This window comes from Vibrio sp. R78045, from assembly GCF_042466085.1.
Classification (GTDB): Bacteria; Pseudomonadota; Gammaproteobacteria; order Enterobacterales; family Vibrionaceae; genus Vibrio; species Vibrio cyclitrophicus.
In genome coordinates this window covers 107,423-129,071 of the sequence record NZ_JAXHBS010000004.1, presented here as the reverse complement: position 1 = coordinate 129,071, position 21,649 = coordinate 107,423, and the positions used below count along the sequence as shown (strand labels likewise).

The following is a 21,649-nucleotide window of genomic DNA, read 5'->3' as shown; positions in this document are numbered from 1 at the left end:
AAACGTTGGTCACAAAGCTAGGAAATAGTTCGCTCTATATGAGCCAGTACATCAAAAACGGTATCCCTATTCAACTTGGGCTAAAAGTAAAAAGCAATCGCATACCAGATGGACTAGAAAATGTTCCGACCATCACTACGGATACAGCGTGGGTAGTGACTGGTTGGTATGTCGAAAATGACGCAGAAACATACGTCCATTGCCTAGCCATCCATGATGGTGATGAACACGAACAACTAGCTATTTTCCCTGACTACTCCACAGGTGAAACAGACTTGTATTCATTATCAGAGGAAGCGGTCGATTGGATCACCGAAAATGGATCATGTTTCTTTGGTCAGCCAGTATGTCTAAATTCTACTTCTAGGCATTTTGAAGAATACCAGAAAGCTGAGTTCGCCATTCTTAGTGTAGAGGGTAATGAATTAAATGAATTTAACGACAGTTCTAAAGGTGATTGCAACTGGTTATGGCATAACGAGAAAGATTGGGTCTTGGTAGGGCTCAATGCAAATAAACCACTTTCAAAAGCAGATTCTGAATCAATCTTATTTCCAGACGGAGTTGTTTCAAATGAGTTTAATAACCTCAGTGTAATTGCTGCATACACAACCCTGTTGGCCGTGCAATTTTCAGAAATTCAGGCAATCAAATAACTAGGAAAACGATGAATAAAACCATGCTAAGTAATTTGATTGTTGTTACAGAGAATGGTGTTGAATATCCATTTAAAATTATTGATGAAAATGGGAATAAATAGTTGTATGTGAACGTACCTTGGGATGACGTGAGAGAAAAGGCTCTTCAAAGTTAGTCTGTAGGTGATCTAGAAATGCTAAAGGAAATCTATTTTTCCAAGAACAAATCATGACTGAATTCCATCATTAATATCGCCTCTAAGCCATCAGATGGTATTTCTATGGCTACAGGCTTACCGATGTATAGGTGAGCATGCTTAAGGCGGTCTAGTAGGCCGTGCTGCGCTTTTTCACCAAGCCACATCCTCGCTCGATAATCGATAATGAACTCCCCCCAGACAATCCACAAATGAGTTGGAAAACTTGAACCATTTAAAGCCGATACTGATCCTATAAAAGATTGAAACTCTTGCTCATGTCTAGTCAGAACCTTAGCGGCTAAACGCACGAAGCCGTCACATTCAACGGGGCAATCATCGAGTTTTGTCAATTCATCAACTATTTGGTGAAACTGGTTATCTCTCTGCAACTCTAACTCACAGGTGTTCACTATTTATTCCTTTGACTTAGCATGCCAATCTCTAAAAGGTTTTTGGTAATGTCATTGCTTAACTGGGCTAGTCTCTCAACTTCATCAATAAAGGTTTGAGCTTCCTCTGAAAAGCTAAAATTCAACCGAGTTTTAAGAACTTCTATCAAGGCGTCGTCGGTCAGCTCTTTAGGTGGGTAAAAGTGGGGGTCGTAACCGTCCTCTTCTAGTGAGCCACGATACACACGAAATTCGGCAGGGATAATCACAAACTGTAAAGTATCTATTCCTGAATAGTCTATCTCTCGTACTAGCAGAGTAAAAGCATCATGGTCTAGCCTTGCTTTATCCAGTAAATTGCTAAAGTAAGCTGGTACTTGTTTTTCTGGATGTAGTTTCTCCCAGCCCTCATCATGAAATGAATACTGATAGAACAGCAATGAGGCTTTGCTCTTTATACCAAGTCGCTTGTGAACTCGGCACACTACATTGTGGTTATGAGCCTTTAGCTCTGTAATTTGTCTCTTCCGCTGACTTTCGGCTCTTTTCTCTTTCTCTTTTTGGTGAACGTACTTTTCTTTGCTGCTTCGGATGATAGAAACCGCGTCTCTGAGAGTTTGAATTTCTTCTTTGGTTAAAAGCTGCGTATCGGCTGTGTAGGTTAATAGCTCTGTTTGAATGGCGTTCGCTGCTGTTGTGAGCTTTGATTGTTTCTTCTTTAGGTTGTCAGCTTTGCTCATGTTACATACGCCTTTCGGATAATTGATACGTTAGTTCGGGATCTGTTTTTTAGAAAAATCTTAGCTGTACTACTTTTTTGATTTTCGTTTGTGTCGGTCACAGATGGTAATGTTTAGCTCTTCGACTTCGCACGGTAACTCAAATTCTTCTCCCATGCGTTCGCAATACGGCTCTGAATACTTAGAGCTATAAACCCGACCTATTCTTTCTTCTGTGTACTTTAGATGTGTACAGTTGGCACACGATTTGTGTTCTATCGTTCGAATGTTGGATGGTGGTTTAAGACTCACACTTGCCCCCTTGTTCGTCGAATAAATCGAGATCATAAGCAATTTGTATGAACAGGTCAGACAAAGTGTAATCACCTGATTCGTGTTTCCAGTTAGGGTCGCTTAAAGCCTCTATGCCTTGTGATAAGCCATCTGTCATATCAGAGAAAGAACCTCTCGCCAATTCAAAGAGCGTCTTCAACTCTTGTCTTGATGGCTCATATTCGAGATTGTGAGCTAGCTTATTGCGCATTTTGTTTATTGCGTTCATCGTTGTTTGCTGAGGCTTAGTCAGAACTCCAATCTCTAGACACAATCCAACGAGACTTGAGAATTTGAGCTTATCAGCGTAGTTTCCTAAGCCGTTGTCATGTTTCCTTACCACCTTTTTCATTAATGATTCTAGAACTAAGTGGCCAACGATAAAGCCAGATAGGAAGTCTGAGCGTTCAATCGTATGAAACAAATAATCATCTAATTTCAATATCTTTTCCAGTAACTAAATTGCTTGTTTGTTAGAGTCGGTTGCTACGATGATTTCTTTAGGCGCTTAAAGGTTTGCGCTAGTTTTTCAGCGCTTTTGTAATCAAGTCCTCTTTTGCCAAACAACCATATACCTTTGCTTACTGTATAAGTAGAAGAAACAGCAAAACCAATATCGCCAGTTACACCATGCTTCGCCAAATAAGTAAGTAAATTGCTATCAGAAACCAACGAACCATTTGAGAGATGCATCTGCTCATAGACGGCTTCTAGAACGTCTTCATTAGCTACGTGGATACCAACTTTCTCGAAGTCTTGAGTTATCAATCTACCGCTCTTACCGCAATGTTCTTCTAGGTTCATTACCTTTTCAGTCATTTCCAAACTCTTATATGTGGTTTAACAGGCACTGCCAATGTCCTAAGCCGTTATTATGCTTCCCATAAGCTTAATTGGTTGGAGTCAGTTTCTGTGATTTGTTTTAAGACGTTTTACGGCACTTGAGACAAAGACAGCTAACAACAATAGACACGCACCAATCCACTCCCAGTAGCTCGATATCAATCGTAATATGGTACTGACTCTCACCTCTCCGTTTACTATCCATTCTAACATTTGGAGTCCTTTCATCTCTTTGTATTGGGTTAGGCTTTCGGCAATTTATTCGGGCTTTTCATTTGTTAATTGGCTGTAGAAATGTCTAACCGAGGGCTTTAGTTCTACCCATTCAGTGATGCGGTATTCAGTGTCTTTTTTCTCTACTGTTACGCCAAGCACTTGCCCGTCCACCAGCTTCTTTAGGGTGTCGTTCACAGTAGCTTTGGGTAAACCTGTTGCCTTTGTGATATTAACAAGGGTTGGTGAGTCCAAGGCATCAAGAGCGCCTAGAACTATCCACACTCGGTTTAAATGGTTCTTAGGGAACATATTTTGTCTTCTATGCACTTGCCGATAATGTTATATTTTAGGTCGGTTTAATCGACCATTCAAGAGTTTTGATTGTTAGGATTTATTTGTGAGTTTAATAACTTCAATTTTAGAATATGTGGCCAGATACCAAGCTGTATCAATTGATCATCTGACCCAAATTGATTGCGTTAAAATGGATGCTAAACAGGTGCATTGGGCATCTGAGTTCTTTGTCGAGTCTCGTTGTTTCTCTAACGCGCTGAACATGAGCGTGGTGGACGAATGCGATGTGGTTGTAGGTTATGTGTATTCGCCTGATGTTGGGATTGCCGTGGAACATGCTTGGAACGCTGAGGGTAGTGTTCATTATGATTTAACGTCGCAACTTTTTTGGGGTAGCGATGGTGATGACATGTATGTTCAACTTTTACGCTTAACCGCTAATGAAGCGATGTCATTTTTTGAATCGAATAAGGGAGTCGATCACATGGCATTGAGAAATTCGCCTAAGTATAAGTATCTATTTGGTAGATAACCAAGAGACGCACCTTAAGCATCGAGGGGGAAGATCTGGTGTAAGAAAAACTGCCCTTGATTCACAATGGAGAAAATAATGAGCAGTGAATTTAAAACGGGTGGTTTACAGTATATCTCACGCCAATTAACCAACAAGTACGATGTTTCGGTGATGGCTTTGATATTGATTGATGCGGTTCAAGATGGGAAAACAAACTTAGAAGTTGCGAAAATGTTCGGTGTAAAAACCAACAGTAAAGATGACTTTCAGTTCATCAGCGATCTGATTAAGAATACAAACAAAAAAACGACATTGCCTGTCTTTCAAACTACCGCTCTATCTCACGAGGATTATGAAGAGATGGGAATCGCATATATTTCAGGTCGTCGTCAAAGTTGGCTGTCGCTAACTAAGTATGGTAAAGCCATTCTGAAAGATATTAACAATATGCTTTACAGTAAGTAGTGTTCGGGCTCTTTTTGGGATTATATTCTTTCCATAACTGGCATTAAAAAACTACCAGTTTGCCCTTGCAGCCAAGCTCTATGAAATTTTGATTTAGCGACCATTTTTCTAAAAAATCGAGGCAAGCCTTGTCGTCCTTTACTTGCCTCATTATAGGCATACATTCGAATTGGTTCTAAACTAGTTCTATCTATCACAGCCGCCACCTTATAGATTTTCTAATGCTCCTAACAGGATTTACGTTTTTGGAGTTGAGATTAAAATAGCTTTTTCATCCTGATATTCCCAGAAATATTTATGGGTACAAAATGTTCCGTCTAGATGTTCCACCGTACCGCTAGAGCCATGATTACATCTAATCCTTAACTGCTCTCCGAACATTTCAATGACTGAGCCATCTGGCCAAGATTCACCATGTTTCATGTTATTCCTTTACTGACTAATTTCATTGAAAACGATCCAATTACTAAATAGTAAACGATAATATTCATATTCAAAAGCTTATGTGGTCAATTGATGGCAAGAGCGAGGTAAACTGCTAATGGACAAATACGCATATGGAGCAACTTGGACGAAGCATGAGGGCTTTATTAAAGTAAGAACGTACCGAGCGTTTTGCGCATGCCGCCTACTCGACTTTAGCGATGATGTTACATTTTTTTCAAGAAACCGTGAGACTTTAACTTATAATTTGGATGGAAATAGACGACAACTTACACCTGATTTCAAAGTACATTACAAGGACTCAGAATTCTATCTTCACACTTATCGTCAACAACTTACTCAGCCTCAAATTTTGTGCTTAAGCCAGCAACACTCAATTAAATTTTGGAAACACGATTGGATTGTAAATCACCCTCAAGTAAAAAACGTTGATCTCTTGAGACGTTATCATCGCGGGTTAATGTTTCCAGATTTTGGTCAGACATTAACTATCCCAGACTTACCATACGTGCCTCTCACAGCCCAAAACCTTTGTGAAGAACTAGGGTATGAAATTGGTGAAGCCAACAAATTATTGTTGCAGCTTTCAGCTTACAAAAAGTTGCGCTTCGATGTTAATCAGCCCTACACAAACAATACTGAGTTTCATAAGATCCCGTACAAAGAACAATCATAGACTTCCAAGTAAACTTTCCAAAACTCTATGTATAAATTATACTGAGTATATGTACAGTATTTTTGATTGTTTTTTATGCAAATATCGGTCAGTTGTGGAATAACTGGTTTTGAAAACCCTACGTTACCGTTTCGACAAGAACTAATATCTCTAACTCAACTTTTTGTTCACTCCCCAGCATCATCGCGCATTGTCGTTTGTCCTGAGCGCTATGCAGATCTAGGGATAGAAAAGGGTGACTGGCTGTTGGTTGATGCCTCTTTGACTCCAAGCATGACTGATTTGGTCTTGGTTAGCTGTATCGATGACTTGAGCGTGGTTTCGTGGTCGGTTTCGCGTCAACACTTCTCCAAGTGGGAGGATGATGCGGTGCTGGTTGGTGTGGTCACATTATCGATTCACCATTTTAGGCCGCCCTCACGATTGCCAGATCATGAATCACTTTCTGATCTAGATCTGCATAGTCTTTTGGTTACTCAAGAGTATTCGACTTTATTTTTGAGGGCTGACGGTTGTTCAATGCTTCCATTTGTCCATAACGGTGACATCTTGATCTTAGAGCGTCACTTAGACGTAGCAGAGCATGATGCAGTCGTGTTAGCCCTCAATCACGATTTAGTGATGAAACGGGTAGATAGAAGCCGCTCGATGCTTTACTCAGACAATCCGAAATACCCACCATACATTGTTGGCGAAAGCGATTATTTACGACTCCATGGCGTTGTTAGTCGTTCTATGAGGCTTCATAGGAATTTTGGATTTCGAAGTGACTGAAAAATGCGATTAATAATTATCTTGGCTAATACAACGTTTCCTATGTTATTAACTTCTAATTGGCCGTCATATCGCTAGCTATATGACCGTTGTATATATGTACAGTTATGCGACAATTGATCTGAATAAACTGCGCTTATTCAGTAATCATAGCTATCAATATGTGGCGCACCAGAAAGGCAAAATACTAAGGGTAAACGCATGAAATATTCCAAGGTTAAATTTGAATTTATTCTTCTATCTGGTGAGAACTAGATATGTTCGTACAAATTGGTGTGTGGGGAAGCAAGCGATTGGCTCAGTTTATTATGGAGCGCAGTTATCCACAAAACTGGCTTTATGGTGTTGACGATCTATCAAAGAAGAAAATTCAAGCGCTTCATCCAGTTTCGATCAAAAAAGATTTTCAAGAGCAGATTGGCAGCATAATGCCGAAAATGACACGGTATTATGATATCCCTAATACAAGTGCTCTATCAGTACATTCGAGGTTCGATTTAGAACCGTATAAAAATAGAATGACTGAGCTCTTAAAGCCATATATGGATGAAAGCATAGGGGCAGAGGCTCGGTTTGGCGATCAAGAAGACATCCAGTGCTATCCCTACCTATCACATCCAAGTAGTGACTATTTTACGACACACAATCTTTACTCTAACTATGCCTGTGAGGACTTTTTACGGCTTCTCCATAGGCAACTTAAAAACTACGACAGTAGCGATTGTTATATGACGCAAATTCGCGCCTATGACCCGAACTTTGATATTTGTTACCAAAACATTTCAGTCAAAAATCCAAGTGCTTTAAAGGATAAAGTCAGCGATGAGCCGTGTGAGATACAGCAATCATGGTTAGGCCAGTATCAATATGGTTATGCGTTATATGAGTTGGAGCGAGAACTAGGAGATGGAGCGCTGCAAGGAGCAGGGTTTAGTGAGCCAGATAGTACAGTAACACCAGCCGAAATGAATAAGCTGATTGTGGCTGGTATTGTTGATAAGCAATTGATTAGTCAAATGCAGCTTCATCACAACATTCTCTGGAATGAAGCTTTCGACCCGAACCATGTGTCATTTATGTATGATTTACTTGGTATCAGAGCAAGGCAAAATTTTCATATTACTCACTCAAACAACGTCCAATTATTGGATTTTGATTGGGATAGCTTGGCATAGGGAACATTATGACAACCCAGACATATCGTTATTTTATCTTTGCAGGTGAAAAGTTCTACCCAAGCGGTGGTGCTAGTGACTTGATCGGAGGTGAGTTCCATTTAGAGGATGCGAAATCTGTAGCCAAATCCTTAATTGGTAGAGAACTTAAAACAATTGATAATGACGATGAACTACTACCAGAAGATTCTGAGGGTAATGTCAAAATTGATTGGTCGCATGTTCTCGATATAGTAACAGGTCAAATTATCGCGACCTATGGACAACAGCCTTTAGGTTCTTCTACTAAAATTCTTTTTGATTGATCGGAAATTATCTTGTACGCATTAATTGACGGGAGTCGTTTTTACGCTGAGTCCAGCGTGATTTACAAACCCGAATTTGTAGGTAAGCCAATACTGGTCGCAGCTGGTCAGGGGATAAGCATTGCTAGCAACCGTCGATCAAGCGAATTAAAAATACCCAAGTTCACTCCCATTTGGGACGTATCCGCTAAAATTGAGCAATTTGGTGGGTCGATTTTCAAGAGTAACTTTAATACTTTGGGCGTTATTTCAGACAGGTTCATGTTATCGCTAGAAAGGCAAATGATAGGCTCTCGCTGTATGCGTTACTCGGTCGATGAATCGTTCATAGATGTATCGCATTTGTTTGCCATGGGCGTAGATCTCGATAAGCACTTACACAATGTTCGCAAGACGATCTACAAGGAAACAGGGGTTGCGACAGGGGTTGGGGTAGGGATTAGTCTAACACTCGCTAAGGCTGCATCATGGTGCGCAAAAAACGTAAAAGGGTATAAAGGGCAATGTTCCATTTTAAACTCACAGACAGCTGACGAGATCTTAGCTTTAATGCCTGTTGGTGAAGTATGGAATATCGGCAAGCAGTACAACAAGCATTTGTTTCATGAGGGGATTACTACAGCTTTACAGTTGAAAAATCGTGATCCTAAAGTGTATAAGAAGAGGTACGGCATAAATTTGGCCAATGTCATCCTTGAGCTGAACGGTGTCACGGTACTCGACTTTGACACTATCAGGGAAAAGAAAAAGCAGATCTGGTCTACCAGCTCTTATCGTGACCGTTTGAGAAACATATCAACGTTGAGAGGGGAGCTTGCTCACCATACCTCAGAGGTAATGCAGAAGATCAGGCAGCAGAAAACGGAAGCTTTAAACTTGAATTTCTTCGTTTCTACCTCTCGATTCGATGCAGGGCAAAGTTACCAACAAAGTCAGACCGTTCAATTTGAACAGGGTGTAACGGATACCGGTTACGCTCTTCAATCTATGAGCTCTGTTTTAGAAAAGCTGATACCACCAGACATGCTTGCTTGTCCGATTTATAAGGTAGGGGTAGGCTCGACGTCGTTGGTTGATTCTGAGGTTAAGCAGTGGGAGTTATTCAATAATTTTGATAATAAAGAGCCTTTGAACAAGGCACTTGATCAATTGAATGCTCGATTTGGCAAAGGAACTGTTAAGTTCGGCTCGCAATCTCGAATTTACAACGAGAAACATGGCCAAGTTAAATTGGAAGTGCTTGAAGATTACTATACAAACGTGAATCAGATGCTGTCTGTTAAGTGTTGTTGAGAGATAATTAAGCCAGAAGTGGGGGCAGTTTTAAGGGGCGTATGTTCCTGTTTTGTTTATAAATCAATCAAACAGATTCTTAAACATGCCTTTTTCTAGCTACAGGTTGACCGACTGCAAAGCTTTTCCTTATAATCAAATGGTGTGGGCGGTGTGCCTCTGTTGCTTGTTTAACTGACATTTTATGAGTTTTGATTGTTCATAGCCCACACAACCTTTCTCGGCTTCACTGCAATGACCACCAGCACTACTCATCTGCATTTTCAGTTAAAAATTTTATCGCTGCTTTTTTGCATTTCTCGCAAATCTCATTATTTACATCAACTTGCTTAACCCAATCTAGATCGGCTTGATTGATACACCACAATTGACGATCCACACCACAAAACACTTTGCTGTTATCAGGGGTGGCTAAGTGAATTTTACCTTCAAACTTTGACGTTAGAGTATCTTGCCTTGGGACATACACATCAACGGATTTGTTACCGTCGCTAACAGACATTCTATTTCGATGATACCCAACAATATCCATGAGTCGTTTCCTAATTAGCCTCAAGCGCCAAGCTTAAAGGCAATCCTTTATGTTGTTGTTTTTCTGAAAAACTAACATCTTCCGAATATTCTTCTCTGAGCTGATTTAAAGGGCTCATTTCTTCGAACTCAAAATACAAAAACATGAGTAACGCACCAAGACAGACCATTGCAATGTCACGAAGTTTAAATCTTTCCATCATCATCCCTTATACGATGCGAGTAATCCTAAGCCAACAACTATAAAAAAGGCTAGGGCGATACCCATTGGAGAGGTGACTAAGGCATCAATCCACTCAGGTCGCTCAACAAACTTTAATGTACTTGTATTCATCATAATCTCTCAACTTTCACTCACGAAGTATATCAAAATACTGGTTAGATACACATTGATTGGGCGGTTAAACCGACTTATCATATACGTTAAATCAATTAGTGTGTTTATGCAATGAGGTGTAAAACAATGGATTTAATACATGAAATTTGGGGTTTTGTTTTAACGTACCCAGTGACGGTCTTTTTACTTATTCCAGTGATCTACGTTTTTTCATTTGCCGTCTATCCCGACGAGGAAGTACCAGAGCCCTCAAACATGGACATTGACCGTGTAGGCATTAGCTACGCAAATCGCAACAATGAAGAGCAAGCTGATAGGCGCAAGTCGTTCCGTCGCTTTGGAATTTTATTTGTTCTGTTAAGCTTCATTCTGATCCTCTATACAGCGTAGATGCTAAGTCGTTGACTACCACATGATATTGAAGTGGTGGTTAATTACTAAATGTCATCAACTGTTGATGTATACATTGAAATGGATTCGTAAAAACAACCATACAAGGAAAAAAACAATGAAATTGAAACTACTCGTACTGTCGATCTCTATGTGTTCGTCACTCTCTGCGTCTGCGATGACAGAAGAAGAGTGTAAAGGGCAAGCGATGACGGCAGTTAACATTCAAGAAATGATTGATGATGGCGTAATTTCGCCTGACTCTGTGTACTCTGACAACCTCAAGAAAGCGCTACGACTTCTTGAGACTGGTGAATACTGCAAAGCACGAAAGATCGTCCTTAATTTGAACAATCCAAGCTCATAATTTAGCCTTGTTTTTCAAAAAAATGACGCTTATCATTCAAGCGGTGATTTAAATTCAAGGGGCTAAAATGGTGTTCAACAAATTGGCGATGCTATTATTCATCGATGCGTATCTAGATACTTATGAAGTGATCAACTCTACTGTTTTGGATTATCATTTTGGGGTAAAGCGTTCTACGTTTACATCTCTTATAAATGAGTATAAATCCAGAAGACCGAGCATGATTCGACATGAGTTCAACGCGAACGGTTACGTAAAATCCCATATTTTTGAACGACAATTCAGCCCCGACACGCCATCCAGCGCAATTCTAGAGGCTTATCACGTCTTTACTGGTATCCCTTTAAAAACCGTAAGGCAGATTAAAGAAACTGATCCTTGTGACTACCCTGATTTATCCCCGATCTTGAATAAGAGTTTCGTTGATTAGCAGTCGCTTATCTTTAATGGCTATAAGAGCAAAACCAATTCGCTCGCTCTTAGAAATAACAGTGGCTTTATCGTTCTTACTTAACTCTAACTCGATACACTGGTCTAGCGTAAGTTGATTGTCATAGATGACGGGATCTACTGGCTTAAACCACTTACGTATAGTGATTTTCTCTTCGTCTTTTGTGACTTTTACATCTTCGAAAACACAATCCTCAGTACATTCGGGCTCACTCTTTAGTGCAATGTAACTTCGCGACCCAGAAAGGTGCATGTAAGTGCCGATCATATTATCCCTTTATATTGATATATAAATCATATACGATTATAACACGCACATTTCATCGTGAGAATTTTTTGTGAAATCCATATTGTCTCTAGCATTGCTTAGCATGAGTTCAGCTAGCTATGCGCTTAGTTGGGAAAGGTTAGATCTTCAAGATGATAGCTTTGTCGTAACTAGTCAAAACCACGATACGAGCAAATCCGCTGGTAAGGTAGCAGTGTCCGTGAATAGGAACACTGACACTTCGTGCGGCCTTGGACTCTCTTTAACTAACTTAACTAATTTGGAGTTAATACACTCTCAAGCTCCTAGTGACTTTAGGCAGTGTGACGTATCAACATCTCTTGGGAACGGTATTTACAATTGCCACATTCAGACGGTTGCCTCAGCTAACGCTCAGTTCATCTCGCTAAACTCAATCGAAAGTACTGATACATATATTGTCGATTCATTGATGTATGCCCGTACCTTAACTGTCTCTGTAGGAAAAGAGAGCGGTAAGTCAGTTACTTATGAGTTATCTGGTCTAAGAGCGCAAATTGGCGATCTTTATAATTGGTGCAAAAACGAATAACGAAGCAGAGGTGTCATATCGGTATGCTTTTAGGAGTAGTGTCAGTGTGAGTGTTATGGATATATACAGCCGCAGTTTTATGGCGACAGGTGTGATTCAAAACCACGAAGTTCATGATCTTCATGACCAATCTCTGATTGTTGGTTGGTGTCATCTACCTGTGAGAAAATCCTTTGCACACCGATGGGTTGAGTATTCGAAACACCAAATGACAAGAGGGTTTGTCCGTAATCACTCCGCAAAAAATTTCATTTCAAATGGCACAGTCAATCATCATAAATTACCTGTTGGGGTTTGCAGCAGTCAGATTGATAACTACGTTTTTTGGAAAAACGTTGCTCGGTCTGAATTGTTGCTTATGCATATCGCCAAACATCGTCGTGATGACTTAAAAAAGACGGAGTCGGTTTCTATAGGAAGCCTGATGAATAAAGAGCTCAATCTGAATAACCAGCTATACCAACACCAACAAAACTTCCTACAAGCCCAGCATTTTGCTCGAACTAAGAAAGGGTTACTTCTTAACTTGTCGAGTCATATCGCTTGGCGTCAATTTAATCACAGCATCCCTGATTCATCTATTGATCGGAAACGGTCAACTCACTATTTACACCGAGCGATTAAGCGCTTCGATTCCAGATGTACCCCCCCATTTTCATTCTCAGATAATGACAACACTGAACGGTCTTTCGTCAAACTTGTTGAGTATGTGCGTCTAGTCGTCATTGAATTTGTGATACCTGAAATGCTTAAGGGCAATAATTATCCAGCAGTTCAATTTCTTATCTGCTTTCCTGATTCAAGCAAGTCTATCTACCTCAGAAAACCAGAACCTCACCGAATTGCTGTTTGAGTAATGAGTGAGATTGAACAGAACCAATTAAAGGAACTTAATGATGAGCGAACATATAGTCATAAATTTAGATGAAACCTTGTTTGTACCTGAATGCGATCTAACGCTATTGCAAATGGTAAAGAAGCATGGCGGTTATCCATGGCCAAGCGAAGCAACGTGCGTCACGCAAGAGTGTGATGGGGCAATATTATGGTGGTCAGCGCCCGTTATTGAAGTCGTTGAAGCAAGAAAATCAGCTGACATTAGCGATGGGTTAATCCCCCTCTTAGGTATTGGCGACCAAGTCAGTGTTGAGTACTACCAGATCGACGGTAAGGAAGTCGTCGCTCTTGATTGGAAAGAGTCTGTCGTTACCCTTGAGCAGTATGAGTCGAAATAAAATAAGTCATGTGTTTGCCATTAGCCATGCACATCGTTTTTTCAAAAAATAAATGAACGCATGCAAGTGCGAGAGCGATGCCAAAGCAGTGTAATTGGCATTCAGAAATTGGGGGAAACATGGATCTTCTTGAGCTAGATGAACTAAAGAAACAATGTCTACTTGCGGCAATTAAAGGGTACACAGCAAGTGGTTTAACACCTGAAAAAGCAAGCAAAAATTCTATTAAGTTAGTTCGCTGTATTTCAAGTGAGCTTTGCTATCAGCCTGATACTATTTCTATCGAGAAGCAAAGTAAGATACAACAACTTGAGGGTAAAATCGGAAGAAAGCTTGATGACACTGAAAGATATCGAATTGAAAAAGCGTTCGATCTTGGTATGTCTATAGAAGAGTTTTTCAAAGAAAACCCAAGCTTCCTCAATGTATGTTAATGGGTATCTTACTCAATTAAGTGCGCCCTAATCTCATCGGATTTCTGCTTGAACATTGTCAGCACATAAATATTGAACCTTGTAATTATGCTGTTTTTATATACAGTAAATGTCGTATTCAAAAAAAGGGAACTTTAAGCAATGAATAAAGCAATGTTACTAGTAATTGGTCTTTCTGTTGGCTTCGGGACGGGGTATTTGGCGTTCAATAAAGAAGAAGAAAAAGTTTTGACGCTGACTCTAAGTGGTGTTGATAGCATGCAGCCAGATCAGGTTCGCGAGATACTTTCAAACAAGGGTTGCGTTAAAATTACTTACCAAACTATTCAATGCTCAACAATTGTAGAGAAGCAAGATTCATTGTCTGAGTTAATTCGAAGCCGTGAGCTCGTTGGTACATGGTCTTATGAAGAGTTAAAAGGGTAGCCAACATCAAATATGTTCAATACTAAGCATAAGGAAAAATTGTTCATGGATCTGAACAAACTAAAAGAGTCTCCATTTGGTGTAAAGCAAGCTAGCATTTTACTACTGTCTATCATTGTCGTAAATTTTGGTCTTTTTAAGTTCGGTAATGTCACTATATCAAAAGCAATGCAGCAAGAGCTTGTACATATTGTCGAACTAACTGATCAGAAATCACCACCAATAACTAGCCAGTCGCCTTTTACAATGAAGCTTAATGACATAGATGAATTGTCTCGGTCTGTCTTGAAAGCGAAATTATATATGATTATGAACAGTCCAGATACAACCGAGTTGGAAGAATATGAAGTTGCTGAAATGGAGAGGAATTTTCGTGCGGCTCACGACAACTTAATACTATCTCTTAGGCATCAGCAAGACCTAAAGCGAAACATAATCAATGTGGCTATGTGGTTCACTCTTATTCTAGGTTTATGTTACCTCTCTTCAATATTGAACTTTTCATTTGTTGCTAAGAATCCTGTGGCTATTTTCTCTATCATCATGAGTATAAGACTGCTTCTCATATCTTAAAGCTCCTATAGGAAAGCGGCATTTTTGTTGTGAAGCTAATCAAAACCACTTAGTCGTCGCCAATTCAAATCTAAGGGGAAATTCGTGTTTAACCAATTTTTTAACTTAATTGGAAACTACTCAATGGGAGAGTTTTACGTATTCATTTTTTATTTGTTGGGGGGCTCGTTTATGGGAGCTGCATTTTTAGAACTCTTCACTACTAGCACTAGAGCCAAGGCTCAAAAATACATAATTACAGGGGCTTGTTTTATTTGGTCACTATGTCTGATTCTTGTACTACCCCGTTTTATTAATTTATCAGAGATATGAAATGAAATTGAAAAGTTTATTGATGTTAGCTCTGGTTCAGCCTCTTTTGAGTGCTTGTGACCTTATTGATGATTATAGCGAAATGGTAAGCGCACAAATGGCTGACATTACTATCTACATCCCGCCTGTCACTGAGCTACAGATTGATGCTGGTGAAATTGGTTATGTTCATGGATTCGAAGAATGTCCAGACGAGTCTGTAAATTGGCTGTTTGGAAGCTCTCAATCTGTGGCAAGCAATAATTGCATTAAAATAACTCCAGAAACAGAAAGCATCAAAGTGCGAGTTACGAACGACCAAGTTAACTTAATTGAAACATGGGGTGTTTCTAGATCTGATGACGCAGTTTCACTAATTAGACCGAACGGCTTCAAAGTCCTTGAACCATCTAACCAATCGTAGGGAGAAAATCGCAAATGAACATATTCGAAATGAGAGATGCAGCTAAACTTAATCAAGCTGTGAAAGATGCAAAAGAAGATAAGAAAACCTGTATTCTCAGTCTTCATTCCAAAGAAAATAGCCCCCTATATTTCATTAATGGCGAGTCGGTTAGCAAAGAAGACTTTATCTTGAGATCTGGGCTTGAGCACATGCTCGATGAGCAAACTAAAGTAAAATGTACTCAATGTGGAGTGACGGCAAGCCCTGACCACTATAAACAACCATGTTGGGCAAAACAGTGCCAAGGTATCTTTTTCTAAGTTAAGTAGGTAAACCCTTATGATCAAGCCGTCAAAGTCTATTTGGATCGAAATCTTACATGCTATTCCTGATGACGAGGAAATGGGAGTCTGTGAGTTTAACGTTCTTCATTCTGCTTATGATAGAGGCTACGAGAACGGTCAGTGCGGCTTTGATTCACCCGTTGAAAAAGTATTTCGTAATCCACGCGAAGCAATTCGTATTGCTTATAAGTTTGGCCTCACACACGGCAGAGACAGCTAGGGGGGGGAAGTCGCCCTTAGTAGTAAGTCCACCCACGTAAAGCAGTATTTTGCGCTCCGCGATTCATAATCGCATCTGTTTTTTAAAAAAACCTTTAATCCTTGCCTCTATTCGTCTATTTTATCGGTATTACCCCTGTATTACCGATAAAATGGTTGTCTATTATGAATCCATGGAAAACGAAAATTGTTGCGATTGCTAACCAAAAGGGTGGCGTTGGCAAGTCAACGACGTGCTTAAACTTAGGACACATTCTGTCAAAAGTGGGAAAAAAGGTACTTTATATAGACCTAGACCCTCAAGCTAATGGAACTCAGATCTTATCCGCTGGTAAAGAGTTTGAAACTGATACTATTTGCGATCTTTATATTCCTCCTTATGGTAAGAATGAAACATCGACTCTCAAATCACTAATTCTGCCCGTCGAACAAAGGACTAGGTCAAATAAACGTATGAATGCGCCTACTTTGGAGCGTATCGAAAACTATGACTTTGTACCGTCCAGCATTTTACTTTCAAGCATCATTGAGCAAAGTCTCACATTGCTTCGTCGTGAATCGATCCTAGATAACAAAATCAAAGAATTAGGAAATGAATACGATTTTATACTCTTAGATTGCCCTCCTAACCTTTCCTTAACGACGATTAACGCGATAGTGGCTGCCGATCGATACATGGTTGTTGTCGACCGTGGCGCTTTTAGTATGAATGGAATAAAGCAACTTCTGAGTGCAATGAGCCAAGTGAAAGGTGTGCCGATTTCTCAGCTTCCGTTTAACATCGTCCAAAACCGTTACCGCAGTGGCCATAAAGTGAATGAAAAGTTTGATGTCTGGCTAAACAGTGTGGCCAGCCATGTTTTTGAGTCGCGCATTCGTCAGATGCAAGACGTAGAGAACGCCATGGCTGAATGGACACTGGTCATGCACCATAAACCCTCTTCACTGATAAAAAATGACTACGTTCGTGTCGCTCAAGAGTTATTTAACCATTTAAAAAACGATTTGATTAGAGAGCACCAAGAAAATGCGTTGTCGGGGAGTCATTAATAATGATCAATTCAGAAAAGGGAATTCTTGACGGCTTACTTGATGACAATGCTCAAGCGGCCAAAGTACCTCACTTAAGCACAGTCAATCAGTCACTGAATCACAAAGCAAACAAGACAACAGATGATAAGGGTAAGAGGCTTATACCCTTGAGTTTTCGTTTAACCAATCAGCCACTCAGACACCCAAGGTTCACAAATCTCTTATCTTACGTGCAGGATAAATCACGAAAAGAGGTAACTCTTGGATTGATGATGTCAGCCATGGCAGATGTTGGAAACGAGCTACATCTAGCCAATGGCGCTCTTACTCAAGAACAAGAGGTCTTGGATGCGGCTTTTGCCATCCTTGTTGAGCGAATGCGAGATATCTAAACCCATAAACCCATAAACCAGTAATAAGGAACATTAGTATATGGAATCTACCCCCGTCACTTTACTTCTAATCGGAACAGCCAGTTTGGTTGCGTTTGTGATTTGTTTTTTGAAAAAACGGTCACGTCCATCTAATACAATCGCTTCAAGAAACTCGAAATTTCTGATGAGGATGGAAGACCCCGACTTAACTATTAGTCAGATCATTGACTGCAAAGACGATGTTCAAACCAATAGGCGAGGTACATAGTTATGGTCAAGTTCAACACGCACAACCTTTCACTTAAAGTTTCATTGGTTGTTCCTGTTTTAGTGGGGGCAATTGCTGTTCTAGTAACCACACTGGTCAATATCATTCAATCCGATACGATTCACGAATTGAACCGCTATCAAACCCAAGTTCTACAGAAAGACATAGATAGCCTAAATGAAGCGTATCGTGACATCTATCAAATTGAGTCTTCGGGTCTTAGCCTACTCCTAGCGGTTAAAGACCATCACTTGTTTGGCATAAATGAGTCAGAAATCGATTCAATACGCACGGTATTTATCTATGAATCGTCAAAAACGGTTTTGCGCTTCAAAAGCCTTTTGCACGATGAGTCACCATTAAACCAACAAGAACGCGAGATCGTCAAACAGGTGGCTGATCTAAGTTTGGAATGGATTAATACCTACCGAAAATTATTCGACGCCCCACAAAATGCTGAATCTACCCATAACATTCACTTTAAGCTATTAACTGAATCGGTTGGGAACATGCGAGGCATGATCAAGATCATTGAAGATAAGTTGAATACAGCACGGCTTGAATCGTTATCTATGAGTCAGTCTTTGGTAACGTCAAACACCATTGTCACTGAGGTAGGCGCGGCTCTAGTCATTCTCTCAGCGTTGCTTGTTGTGCTTTATAACCAATTGTTTGTGATTCGCCCAATTGGACAGCTCAGCAATGCTTTGAAAGGCATCGCAAGCCAAGATGCAGACTTATCGAAACGGCTTAAGGTTAATGGCAACAATGAGCTTGGCCAAATCAGTGATTCGTTTAACACGTTTGCTCAGCGTGTTGACTCAACGATGTTCCAAGTGGTGGCCGCATCAAACCACATTCGTTCAGAAATGAATGACATTCAATCGTTAACGCATAGTGTGACTGAGTTTTCTTCGCAGCAAGTGACAGAAAGTGAAGTGGTCGCAGCCGCTGTTCACCAATTACAAGCCACCAGCGATCCTGTTAGCACTCACGCGAGCGATGCAGCTGAACAGAGCGCTCAAGTTACAAAGGCAACACAATCAGCCAACTCGAACGTAAAGGAGGCTGTGAGCTCGATACGAGAACTCTCAAGCAATGTTGGTGACACAAGTGACGTTCTTAATAATTTGGATAAGGAAGTATCAAATATATGCAGCATCCTTTCTCAGATTAAAGGTATCGCTGAACAAACCAATTTGCTCGCACTGAACGCAGCAATTGAAGCCGCTAGAGCAGGGGAACAAGGTCGAGGTTTTGCAGTGGTCGCAGATGAGGTACGCGCACTAGCAAGTAAAACCGCAGACTCGACCAACCAAATAGAAGAGATGATCACCAATTTGGAAGCTGGAACGCATTCAGCAGTCCAAGTCATGCAAGTGAGTTTGGCGTCGGGTGATAAGTCGATTAAGTGTGCTGACTCTGTATCAGAATCGTTGGGGCGTATTCTATCCCTGATGGACACCATGAATGATATGAATACAGAAATTGCCACGGCAGCAAGCCAGCAAAGCACAGTGTCGCAAGATGTGAGCCAACACGCTGAGGCAATAAATGAGAGTACTGCATCTATGACTAAGCTCGCCATTCAAGCTGAAAGTTCATGTGATTCACTGTCGGAGCAATGCAACTCTCTTGATGAACTTGTTGGTCAGTTTAGGCTATCTAAGTACTCATAGTTTTTTTGAACAACGCACTTGATAACAGCGACTTCAAGTTATTAGGTTTATAAGGGAGTGAATAATGCAAAATGAATTGCTTCATGACTACGCAAAAGATTATATATCTAAAGGTTTTGCTTGTGACTATGACGGATCTATAAATAGCTTGATTCCATCAATAGTGATCTATGGTGATGACAAACAGTGTATAGAAATTATGGTTGGCACTTTAGCGATGCAGGACTTTGCAAGGCGAGTAATCAAACTGCTTAAAATGTCGTTTATATATCGTCTTTTTGCTCACAACGATTATGGTAATCAATCTATTTTTGTTGAATCACTTCTACCTTTAGAGGACATGCGAGACGCTTGCCGTTACATAACTTTAAAAGGGGAAGAAATTCTTGAACAAGAATATGATGAAGAGGCCACCAGTCCAGAACACTTTGCGGTAGCGGCAACACTTATCGCTCACTATGGCTGCGCTACTGGTCTAAATGAAAGTGATGCGATTGAGTTAGAGATGCACTCAATACGCGAGGGATCAGGTCATTTTAAAGATGCTGATGAGAGATTTGAGCAATGGATACCAAGTTGCCCAGAAAGTATGATGAAGACGTTAAGATTATTTGTAGGTAGTACGAATGGATTAGGCAACGTAAATTGCCATTATGCTAAGTACAAAATCGTGAAATGACATTAATTTTTTAAGTACTCTTAAATAATTAATGGAACATAAAAAATTAAACAAATACTAACTATTGTCGGAGGTCGACCAATACCCTCCGACAGATTCGTTACGATAGTTTAATTACTCTGCCTCACCAAGTGAATGAGATTTCGCTAAGCTATTTTCAGAGGCCGCTCTAACAAAATGGTTTGCGTCGTTCAGTAGCTCTAATTTCTGTTGCTCGTTGCAGTATTGAAACAAATTACTAGCAACATATAACTTGGTTGCAATTGAAAGCTGATGAAATGCAGCTGTTATCGGATGCCATGAGTAATAGAGCTGTAGTGCTTCGCATACGGTATTTTCTCTCACTGATTGAGCGGTGAATGACTCGTTCACGGTTTCAAGTGGGCTCAGAGCTTCGATATAGAGGAAAAATTCAGTAGTCCACGACTCTTCATACGCCTGAGTTCTCGACACATCGTTTGTGCTTGTCATGATAAATCCTTTTTTCAGAAAAACGCTAGGCTGCGTTAACAGTTAATGTTGGTTTGGGTTCGAATGTACCTAGCCAGTAATTGGACTGAACAAGGGTTTGGCTCTTTAATTGGTAAAGTACATGATCCAGTTCTTTACGCATGCGCTTTGTTCCGTTACGTCTGCGTATTTCTACCCATTTTTTTGAGGTGTTCATTCTTATAGATCTGTATGCAAGAGCAGCAGCATATCTAAGCGCTTGTTCGCTTTCTGGAACTTCTTGTGAAACTTCCCAAGCGGCCAACCGCAAGGCGCTCTCAAAGCAAGCGTATCGAACGTTAGAGAAGATTCTGGCAGGGTTAACCCAGTGCTCTTTGAGTGTCAGCACATAGCACGTTCTGTACGCTTCAAAGCAACCGCTTTCGCCCCAGTCACCCAGTGCTCTGCCGAGCTCAAGTGAATCGTTGGTGAGTTCACAACCGACATAACCGATCACTTTGTAATAGTCAGCAATACGACGAATGAGAAACAGGGCGGCTCTTTCTCGATCACTTAGGTTATCTTTATCCAAAAACGAAAACGCCTGACGCGCATAAGCCTTATCAAGTACGGGTAGGTTGGGGTGCGCTCCTAACGGCTCTGAGTCGATGCCATTGGGTTGCGGCTTGAATTTGTATTTATCCTCGGCTGACTTATGCATGGGCGCATCCTCGCTTTGCACTAAGGATTCTTGCTTTGCGCTCTGCAATTCTTTGTAGAATACGCTTCTTGGCTTCGTGTGGGGTGTTGCTGTTATCGAGTATTTGAACCCCCATCTTAAGTTGAAAAAACAGGTCGGTTTCCCACTCATTAAGAACTTGGAAGTTACCCCCCATAAAAGCAGGTAACTTGCGTTCTCTTCGGCTCGCTCGATTGCCGATCAAAGCAATGAGGCGATAAGCCCTTGTTAGACCAATGGCATTTACAAAATCAATGGCCTTTTGTTCTGATGCTAAATATTTCATGCGCTATATCTCCGTTTAACTGACATTATCAATATAGCGCACT

37 protein-coding genes are annotated in these 21,649 nt (G+C 40.5%); 24 read left to right on the top strand and 13 right to left on the bottom strand.

Translation table 11 applies throughout. The features are described 5' to 3' along the window. The first annotated feature begins 38 nt into the window (after positions 1–38). Positions 39–656 carry a hypothetical protein gene (locus SJY39_RS01295; RefSeq protein WP_390240984.1) on the top strand — a complete coding sequence of 206 codons (618 nt, stop codon included), beginning with the start codon at positions 39–41 and terminating at the stop codon, positions 654–656. A 190-nt stretch (positions 657–846) separates the two neighbouring features. Here the strand turns inward: SJY39_RS01295 and SJY39_RS01290 are convergent, their stop codons facing one another. The 5 genes from SJY39_RS01290 to SJY39_RS01270 form a co-directional block, all read right to left on the bottom strand. Next, positions 847–1,248 carry a hypothetical protein gene (locus SJY39_RS01290; RefSeq protein ID WP_390240982.1) on the bottom strand — a complete coding sequence of 134 codons (402 nt, stop codon included), beginning with the start codon at positions 1,246–1,248 and terminating at the stop codon, positions 847–849. Continuing rightward, positions 1,248–1,967 (bottom strand): hypothetical protein, encoded by a 720-nt coding sequence (locus SJY39_RS01285; RefSeq protein ID WP_390240980.1) that lies wholly within the window; start codon positions 1,965–1,967, stop codon positions 1,248–1,250. The genes SJY39_RS01290 and SJY39_RS01285 overlap by 1 nt, the downstream gene beginning before the upstream one ends. A 280-nt stretch (positions 1,968–2,247) precedes the next feature. Next, positions 2,248–2,721, bottom strand: coding sequence for a hypothetical protein (locus SJY39_RS01280; RefSeq protein ID WP_390240978.1), 474 nt, complete (start codon positions 2,719–2,721; stop codon positions 2,248–2,250). A 44-nt stretch (positions 2,722–2,765) separates the two neighbouring features. After that, on the bottom strand, positions 2,766–3,098 hold the full coding sequence (locus SJY39_RS01275) for a hypothetical protein (RefSeq protein ID WP_390240976.1): 333 nt from the start codon (positions 3,096–3,098) through the stop codon (positions 2,766–2,768). Positions 3,099–3,380: 282 nt separating this feature from the next. Then, the gene (locus tag SJY39_RS01270) at positions 3,381–3,647 is read right to left on the bottom strand and encodes a hypothetical protein (RefSeq protein ID WP_390240974.1); all 267 of its coding nucleotides are present in this window, start codon (positions 3,645–3,647) and stop codon (positions 3,381–3,383) included. Between the two features lie 88 nt (positions 3,648–3,735). Between SJY39_RS01270 and SJY39_RS01265 the strand changes: the two genes are divergently transcribed. Together SJY39_RS01265 and SJY39_RS01260 are read left to right on the top strand one after the other, a co-directional pair. Next, on the top strand, positions 3,736–4,164 hold the full coding sequence (locus SJY39_RS01265; RefSeq protein WP_390240972.1) for a hypothetical protein: 429 nt from the start codon (positions 3,736–3,738) through the stop codon (positions 4,162–4,164). 78 nt (positions 4,165–4,242) lie between these two features. Next, positions 4,243–4,611: a hypothetical protein gene (locus SJY39_RS01260; RefSeq protein WP_390240970.1), complete on the top strand. Its 369-nt coding sequence runs from the start codon at positions 4,243–4,245 to the stop codon at positions 4,609–4,611. Between the two features lie 20 nt (positions 4,612–4,631). Here the strand turns inward: SJY39_RS01260 and SJY39_RS01255 are convergent, their stop codons facing one another. Together SJY39_RS01255 and SJY39_RS01250 are read right to left on the bottom strand one after the other, a co-directional pair. Next, positions 4,632–4,808: a hypothetical protein gene (locus SJY39_RS01255; protein WP_390240968.1), complete on the bottom strand. Its 177-nt coding sequence runs from the start codon at positions 4,806–4,808 to the stop codon at positions 4,632–4,634. Between the two features lie 40 nt (positions 4,809–4,848). Beyond that, positions 4,849–5,034: a hypothetical protein gene (locus SJY39_RS01250; RefSeq protein ID WP_390240966.1), complete on the bottom strand. Its 186-nt coding sequence runs from the start codon at positions 5,032–5,034 to the stop codon at positions 4,849–4,851. 118 nt (positions 5,035–5,152) lie between these two features. Here SJY39_RS01250 and SJY39_RS01245 point away from each other — a divergent pair, with 118 nt between their 5' ends. From SJY39_RS01245 to SJY39_RS01225, 5 genes are all read left to right on the top strand, one after another. Further along, positions 5,153–5,731, top strand: coding sequence for a hypothetical protein (locus tag SJY39_RS01245; protein ID WP_390240964.1), 579 nt, complete (start codon positions 5,153–5,155; stop codon positions 5,729–5,731). 75 nt (positions 5,732–5,806) lie between these two features. Further along, positions 5,807–6,505: a S24 family peptidase gene (locus tag SJY39_RS01240; protein ID WP_390240962.1), complete on the top strand. Its 699-nt coding sequence runs from the start codon at positions 5,807–5,809 to the stop codon at positions 6,503–6,505. A gap of 257 nt (positions 6,506–6,762) precedes the next feature. Next, positions 6,763–7,680 (top strand): hypothetical protein, encoded by a 918-nt coding sequence (locus SJY39_RS01235; RefSeq protein WP_390240960.1) that lies wholly within the window; start codon positions 6,763–6,765, stop codon positions 7,678–7,680. 8 nt (positions 7,681–7,688) lie between these two features. Further along, entirely contained in the window at positions 7,689–7,985 is a 297-nt protein-coding gene (locus SJY39_RS01230; protein ID WP_390240958.1) for a hypothetical protein, read from the top strand. A gap of 12 nt (positions 7,986–7,997) precedes the next feature. Beyond that, a complete protein-coding gene (locus SJY39_RS01225; RefSeq protein ID WP_390240956.1) occupies positions 7,998–9,278 on the top strand; it encodes a DUF4113 domain-containing protein in 1,281 nt (426 codons plus the stop codon). Between the two features lie 247 nt (positions 9,279–9,525). On the opposite strand, the gene SJY39_RS01220 is transcribed toward SJY39_RS01225, so the two are convergent. Both SJY39_RS01220 and SJY39_RS01215 read right to left on the bottom strand, forming a co-directional pair. After that, positions 9,526–9,810: a hypothetical protein gene (locus SJY39_RS01220; RefSeq protein WP_390240954.1), complete on the bottom strand. Its 285-nt coding sequence runs from the start codon at positions 9,808–9,810 to the stop codon at positions 9,526–9,528. Positions 9,811–9,820: 10 nt separating this feature from the next. Continuing rightward, positions 9,821–10,009 (bottom strand): hypothetical protein, encoded by a 189-nt coding sequence (locus SJY39_RS01215; RefSeq protein ID WP_390240952.1) that lies wholly within the window; start codon positions 10,007–10,009, stop codon positions 9,821–9,823. A 263-nt stretch (positions 10,010–10,272) separates the two neighbouring features. Between SJY39_RS01215 and SJY39_RS01210 the strand changes: the two genes are divergently transcribed. The 3 genes from SJY39_RS01210 (at position 10,273) to SJY39_RS01200 (ending at position 11,333) form a co-directional block, all read left to right on the top strand. Next, positions 10,273–10,536 carry a hypothetical protein gene (locus SJY39_RS01210; RefSeq protein WP_390240950.1) on the top strand — a complete coding sequence of 88 codons (264 nt, stop codon included), beginning with the start codon at positions 10,273–10,275 and terminating at the stop codon, positions 10,534–10,536. A gap of 118 nt (positions 10,537–10,654) precedes the next feature. Further along, the gene (locus SJY39_RS01205; RefSeq protein ID WP_390240948.1) at positions 10,655–10,903 is read left to right on the top strand and encodes a hypothetical protein; all 249 of its coding nucleotides are present in this window, start codon (positions 10,655–10,657) and stop codon (positions 10,901–10,903) included. Between the two features lie 67 nt (positions 10,904–10,970). After that, on the top strand, positions 10,971–11,333 hold the full coding sequence (locus SJY39_RS01200) for a hypothetical protein (protein WP_390240946.1): 363 nt from the start codon (positions 10,971–10,973) through the stop codon (positions 11,331–11,333). Here SJY39_RS01200 and SJY39_RS01195 read toward each other — a convergent pair. Further along, the gene (locus tag SJY39_RS01195) at positions 11,298–11,621 is read right to left on the bottom strand and encodes a hypothetical protein (protein ID WP_390240944.1); all 324 of its coding nucleotides are present in this window, start codon (positions 11,619–11,621) and stop codon (positions 11,298–11,300) included. The two genes, SJY39_RS01200 and SJY39_RS01195, sit on opposite strands and share 36 nt — an antisense overlap. 103 nt (positions 11,622–11,724) lie before the next feature. Between SJY39_RS01195 and SJY39_RS01190 the strand changes: the two genes are divergently transcribed. The 13 genes from SJY39_RS01190 (at position 11,725) to SJY39_RS01130 (ending at position 20,152) form a co-directional block, all read left to right on the top strand. Continuing rightward, entirely contained in the window at positions 11,725–12,192 is a 468-nt protein-coding gene (locus SJY39_RS01190) for a hypothetical protein (protein WP_390240942.1), read from the top strand. Between the two features lie 55 nt (positions 12,193–12,247). After that, entirely contained in the window at positions 12,248–13,045 is a 798-nt protein-coding gene (locus SJY39_RS01185) for a hypothetical protein (RefSeq protein WP_390240940.1), read from the top strand. Positions 13,046–13,085: 40 nt separating this feature from the next. Continuing rightward, positions 13,086–13,427, top strand: coding sequence for a hypothetical protein (locus SJY39_RS01180; RefSeq protein ID WP_390240938.1), 342 nt, complete (start codon positions 13,086–13,088; stop codon positions 13,425–13,427). Between the two features lie 119 nt (positions 13,428–13,546). Beyond that, positions 13,547–13,861, top strand: coding sequence for a hypothetical protein (locus SJY39_RS01175; RefSeq protein ID WP_390240936.1), 315 nt, complete (start codon positions 13,547–13,549; stop codon positions 13,859–13,861). Between the two features lie 141 nt (positions 13,862–14,002). Beyond that, the gene (locus SJY39_RS01170) at positions 14,003–14,287 is read left to right on the top strand and encodes a hypothetical protein (protein WP_390240934.1); all 285 of its coding nucleotides are present in this window, start codon (positions 14,003–14,005) and stop codon (positions 14,285–14,287) included. Positions 14,288–14,332: 45 nt separating this feature from the next. Further along, positions 14,333–14,860, top strand: coding sequence for a hypothetical protein (locus SJY39_RS01165; protein ID WP_390240932.1), 528 nt, complete (start codon positions 14,333–14,335; stop codon positions 14,858–14,860). 313 nt (positions 14,861–15,173) lie between these two features. After that, positions 15,174–15,575: a hypothetical protein gene (locus SJY39_RS01160; RefSeq protein WP_390240930.1), complete on the top strand. Its 402-nt coding sequence runs from the start codon at positions 15,174–15,176 to the stop codon at positions 15,573–15,575. Positions 15,576–15,589: 14 nt separating this feature from the next. Then, positions 15,590–15,877, top strand: a complete 288-nt coding sequence (locus SJY39_RS01155; RefSeq protein WP_390240928.1) for a hypothetical protein — start codon at positions 15,590–15,592, stop codon at positions 15,875–15,877. Between the two features lie 19 nt (positions 15,878–15,896). After that, the gene (locus SJY39_RS01150; RefSeq protein ID WP_390240926.1) at positions 15,897–16,121 is read left to right on the top strand and encodes a hypothetical protein; all 225 of its coding nucleotides are present in this window, start codon (positions 15,897–15,899) and stop codon (positions 16,119–16,121) included. Positions 16,122–16,285: 164 nt separating this feature from the next. After that, entirely contained in the window at positions 16,286–17,170 is an 885-nt protein-coding gene (locus tag SJY39_RS01145) for a ParA family protein (RefSeq protein ID WP_390240924.1), read from the top strand. 2 nt (positions 17,171–17,172) lie between these two features. After that, positions 17,173–17,544: a hypothetical protein gene (locus tag SJY39_RS01140; RefSeq protein WP_390240922.1), complete on the top strand. Its 372-nt coding sequence runs from the start codon at positions 17,173–17,175 to the stop codon at positions 17,542–17,544. Between the two features lie 252 nt (positions 17,545–17,796). Continuing rightward, positions 17,797–19,473: a methyl-accepting chemotaxis protein gene (locus SJY39_RS01135; RefSeq protein WP_390240920.1), complete on the top strand. Its 1,677-nt coding sequence runs from the start codon at positions 17,797–17,799 to the stop codon at positions 19,471–19,473. 64 nt (positions 19,474–19,537) lie between these two features. Beyond that, a complete protein-coding gene (locus SJY39_RS01130; RefSeq protein WP_390240918.1) occupies positions 19,538–20,152 on the top strand; it encodes a hypothetical protein in 615 nt (204 codons plus the stop codon). Positions 20,153–20,266: 114 nt separating this feature from the next. On the opposite strand, the gene SJY39_RS01125 is transcribed toward SJY39_RS01130, so the two are convergent. Genes SJY39_RS01125 through SJY39_RS01115 form a run of 3 tightly spaced genes read right to left on the bottom strand, consistent with a single transcriptional unit; the run spans position 20,267 to position 21,606 of the window. After that, positions 20,267–20,623, bottom strand: a complete 357-nt coding sequence (locus tag SJY39_RS01125; RefSeq protein WP_390240916.1) for a hypothetical protein — start codon at positions 20,621–20,623, stop codon at positions 20,267–20,269. A gap of 25 nt (positions 20,624–20,648) precedes the next feature. Next, complete coding sequence (locus SJY39_RS01120) at positions 20,649–21,302, bottom strand: hypothetical protein (protein ID WP_390240914.1); 654 nt, start codon at positions 21,300–21,302, stop codon at positions 20,649–20,651. Then, on the bottom strand, positions 21,295–21,606 hold the full coding sequence (locus tag SJY39_RS01115) for a hypothetical protein (protein ID WP_390240912.1): 312 nt from the start codon (positions 21,604–21,606) through the stop codon (positions 21,295–21,297). The genes SJY39_RS01120 and SJY39_RS01115 overlap by 8 nt, the downstream gene beginning before the upstream one ends. Positions 21,607–21,649: the final 43 nt, after the last annotated feature.